Raw genomic sequence first — 4,402 nt, forward strand, 5'->3', positions numbered from 1 at the left:
TACGTGAGTTAGTCGGGCGTATTGGCAGGGGAGCTTTTTCTCTGTCGTCCCCTACCAGAAATCAGCACTGTTACTCTTTCCAAGTCGTTGAAAACGCTCTTGTGTCGGGTGGCAAGAACATTGCTGCCAGTTCGTTTAGAAGCAACAAGTTGGGCAAATCTAACAGCAGTCCGATAAGCCCCAGCTGGATATCGCTTGAGGCTATGGCGATAATTTCAGCGAAATCCTTCCATTCACAAATCCCAACTTGGTTTACCACTTGGGGAAGGCTCTCTTTAAGTGGGAGTTCCAAAGTAGCTCTCAGGAAGTTCATATCTTCCCAATTGCAATTTATTAGCCTCCCTTTTAAGTTCTCTAATAGAGGTGCTAATAATTTTTTGAAGGGCTTCCATCCACCGATTGAACTGAACAGTTGGCTAACTCGCCCTTGGGTAATACCAAGGGTTCGTGCAATTTCAGCTTGGGAGATTTTCTGGATGTCTTGCCCAGCTTCAAGCGCTTTGGATAGCAGCTTGAGAACTTCCCATCTACCAATCTGAGTCGGCGTACCTGCTAGTGGAGTGATTTCAAAAGCATCTAGGGTTGTTACTTTAATTGAATGTTCCTCAAGGAAACTCAAGTCATAATCGGCGCAGAAGTAATATTTGAGCTGTTTGTTGGGTCGCAGGTGTACTCGCAGCCTGCCCACGGTCTGAATAATCTCACTTTGTACAGACCAATCGACAAACTCCTGAAATTCAGGCTCATCTTTACCCGCAGATTTACCAGTCAGTACCGTGTAAAGTAATTCAAGAGAGCCGATATTTTGGTAGGGAATACCAAAGCTAGCGAGTGCCGGAGCATCAGTCGCGTAGTTAGCTCCTCGCGTGTCTCGGAATTTTGCCAGGTACCGAGCTTTGCCTCGATCGTGCAGGGGTTCATCTTCTGGGAGCTTATCTTTCCAATCTTCAATAACGATATCGGGTATCCATTCCCTAAACTGGCTCCGGAGGGTTTCAATCCTGCGATCGCACAAGGCAGAACGTTCCTTCCCCGCTAGCCCCAGTCCGTTAACCTGGATGACTTGGAGGTTGTTGTAACTAGGAACAACTTGCTCGACGTGCAAAATCTCAGCTTCTGGTACGTCAAGCCACAATCCCAGATATTGGCGGTTAGCAGTGCTATCGAGGTAAATGTTCCACTTCGATGAGGTGGCGATATCGCTGTGTCTGTTATTGCGGGTAGCAACGATTAGTTTGCCACGTTCCAGTTGCAACGCACCGCGTACTGTACCACTCAACACCTCTAGAAACAGCACCAACCAGTTGAGTGGCACATTAAAGGCTTTAGAGGTCATTTCCTGATAAGATTGCTGTCTCAGGATTTGGTTAGCCCTAAAAGCGATCGCTTTCCACTTTGAGGGGACATTCTTTACCGAAACGCCATCAGGTTCCTGTAAGAAGCTTAAATCGGGTTCAAGGACAGCGGCAGCTTTTTGAATAAGAGGTGGTAAGGGTGAATCAGTCATAGTGCAGGCTAATGGGCACGACTGTCCTTGAAACGGTTCAGTGAAAGCATCTTCTTGGATACTGGGGGAGACTAAGGCATCCCAAAAGAGTTGCCGCACTTTTCCATCTTTGTAGCCGTAGCGAGGTAGTTTCTTTTTGCCGCTGAGAGAGTCAATCAGCAGTTGAAATATGGGAGTTAGAGCTGTGTTGATTTCAGGCGCTTTTAAAGCCAATTGGGCAAGAGCCTGTTCGACATCTTTGAGTTTGACTTCAACTAACTTAAGGGGTTTGATAATACGCAGGGCTTCATCAAAAATCAAGCCAGTTTTACCCCACTCGAAGTCCGAGCCAGGTGTACTATCCAAGTGAGCTAGTATGTTGGGGGATTGAAAGGTAAGGAAGCGCTTTCGCCGATGCCCAAAGCCAGCGCCAACACTGCTGCGGCAAGCTCCAGACAAGTGGCAGCCTGCACAAACGGGATTATCAGTACCTTCAATAAAAGGTAGGTTCTTAGCGTACAATTCCAAAAATAGCTCCGCTCGGTGGCAGTTGCCGATAGTGTCAGGTGTTTCGCCAGCTTTCGGTCGCCTGAGATAGGTTTTTCCGGTTGGATCGCTATCCTGTTTGAGTCCGTTATGACGGGGTTCGAGATAGGTGAAGTTTTCTCGCACTGAAGGTGTGGTAACGTTGCGGGCAAGTTCTGCAAAGTACCAAAGTTGGTCAACTCCCAGGCTTTTGGCACTAAGCAAACCCGCCGTGTGGCTTTTACCCAATCCTGGTGCTGATGTATCGAGGATGTGCTGCCAACCTGCAATTACTGCTTCTTTCCACAGCAGCAAGCGATCGCCTTTTTTGTAGATGATTTTTGGCACAATACCATTGCATGACGAGCGAGAGGGAAGCTTCCCCGGCTTGTAGTGAATAATTGGTGGCAGCTCAACTGGTTTTTGAAGTGGCTTTAGTCCAAAACCTTTTTTGGGTCTGTGTTTGTTGAAAAGACGCTTCAGCCAACGGGTGAAACCATGACATACCTCGAACTCGTCTAAGCGCTGTTGTTGTGAATGTTCAAAAGATGAGCGCTCCAAGTATTCGCCAGCACTGATGAATCGAACTTCGTTACCTCTGTTTTGGGCTAACAGTTCGTCAAAGTCGGGTTGGGACTTGTCATGGAGTTGTCCCCAATCAGCTACGAGGGGATGGTAGCCCCACTCTTGCAGCCATGTTAGGGTTTGTTGATTGGCTTTGTTAATGAGCCGATTCGCGATCGCACCAGCGTCAGGCAGGATTTTGACTCGATTTGCCCCTAATTGCGTTAAATAATCTTGCAGCGTTTGCTGACCGTATCTAGCAGCAGAGGCAGTACCGATTACAACAATATGTTTCTTTCCTTCCCTCCACAGCCAGAAGGCAACCAGCAGGGATTTTAAACCACCCTCTACTAGGTGTACTTCCTGGATTTCTGAGGTTTCTGGGTGCTTCCAGACAAATAGTGGTAGCTCTCCATTGGGGAGCTGCGGACCACTGCCACTGTGACGTTTGCTGGATAACCAAATGTATTTACTCAAGCGATCGCGGTTATTGGTAGCGATTTGGTGTCCAGTAATTTTTCCATCGGGATCGCAGGCAGCGATGGAAAATCCATCAGCGCCAGTTAACCTGTGGGTGATGGGGTTGATTCCTGCTAGAAGAGGGTTGGCATTGAAGGTTTGATTACCCGGCTGCCAAGTTCTAATCCATCCCTGCTGATAGGCGAAGTCAATTTCGGCATCCGTTAATCCGCGATCGCGCAAAAGTTGTTGGTGTCGTTGCGAGAGATCGAGACGTTGGGCAATCTGGCGATATTGGGCGTTTCGGTCTTCAATACCGAGTCGGTGACGCTTTGCCTGTTTCCGCTGCTTTTCCCATTCACGGCGGCGGTTTTCATACTCGGTTTTGTCAAGGGAGCTACTAAGATGAGGAGGACTGGCAACCAAGGAAGCTCCCATGCCATTACCGAGCCATCCAATCAAACGGTAGTCAGGAGCTATATCTGATTTAGTACTAACCCGGAGACACCAAATCTTGCCATCATCAAAGATTTTGCAACCGCTGTCGTGACCGCAATGAGGGCAGGTATTCCGTTTGCTTGCGTAGGTATAGCCTTTGGACATTCAGACTACCCCCAACTTTGGCTATTGCCGTTGTTCTGAAGCAGCCAATCGTTTGAAAAGCATTCAGTTCTGAGATATCTGCTGACACCGAATAGCGGTAAGTCAGGTAAAGTGATGCGCCTTGTGCGATAGCTTGCTTGGCGTTCAACGGATTTAGAGTCTCTCAGTCGCGCTTTGGTTGGGGTGTGATGCTTGAATTGACTCACGGTTGCCCTGATAGGAGTAGAGTAGCGACCCTAATCCTCCCAGACTCCCGAGACTGGGATTTGTCAAGCGATCTTTAATCCTTGATCGGAGCTGTTCTAAGAAGCTGAACGCTTTATGGAGTAAGGATTCTTAGAACGGTTTATCGGGGGATGTGGAAGATTTTATCGGGGGATGTGGAAGGTTTTATCGGGGGATGTGGAGGGCTTTGTTCTAAAGCTGAAAGCTATATATAGCAAAGGTTTGATGCCAATTTTTAGGGGTAAAATTTTTTAGAACAAAATGCCTGTACTTAGAACAAAGAACGGGTTCGTTAGGCGATCGAGTCCACCCGATGTCGAGTAACGAGGTGTCGCGTCCTGTTGCCACCAGCTTCAGGTTGCATTAGTTCCTTTTCAAGAAGGGTTGAATACTAAGGTTTGTTGCAATTTCTTGGCAGGGTTACCTAGTCGAAGTCATTTTGACTACGATTCATTGATATCTAGAAGCTTTCGTATCTTGAGATCTAGCTCTTGGTTGACCGTGCGCTTGCCACCCTCGATCAGGGATACGAGCTTTTGG

The 4,402-nt window shown here is 47.8% G+C and carries 2 protein-coding genes; both read right to left on the bottom strand.

What is annotated here, in order from left to right; translation table 11 throughout:
- Positions 1-70 precede the first annotated feature (70 nt).
- Positions 71-3,637 (bottom strand): hypothetical protein, encoded by a 3,567-nt coding sequence (locus V6C93_RS06260; RefSeq protein ID WP_333475794.1) that lies wholly within the window; start codon positions 3,635-3,637, stop codon positions 71-73.
- Positions 3,558-3,785 (bottom strand): hypothetical protein, encoded by a 228-nt coding sequence (locus V6C93_RS06265; protein ID WP_333475795.1) that lies wholly within the window; start codon positions 3,783-3,785, stop codon positions 3,558-3,560. The genes V6C93_RS06260 and V6C93_RS06265 overlap by 80 nt, the downstream gene beginning before the upstream one ends.
- Positions 3,786-4,402: the final 617 nt, after the last annotated feature.

The sequence above is a fragment of the Allocoleopsis sp. genome (assembly GCF_036703385.1).
Classification (GTDB): Bacteria; Cyanobacteriota; Cyanobacteriia; order Cyanobacteriales; family Coleofasciculaceae; genus Allocoleopsis.

Excerpts from the sequence above, each read along its gene's own strand:
- V6C93_RS06260 (WP_333475794.1), bottom strand. The coding sequence starts at position 3,637 with ATGTCCAAAGGCTATACCTACGCAAGCAAACGGAATACCTGCCCTCAT.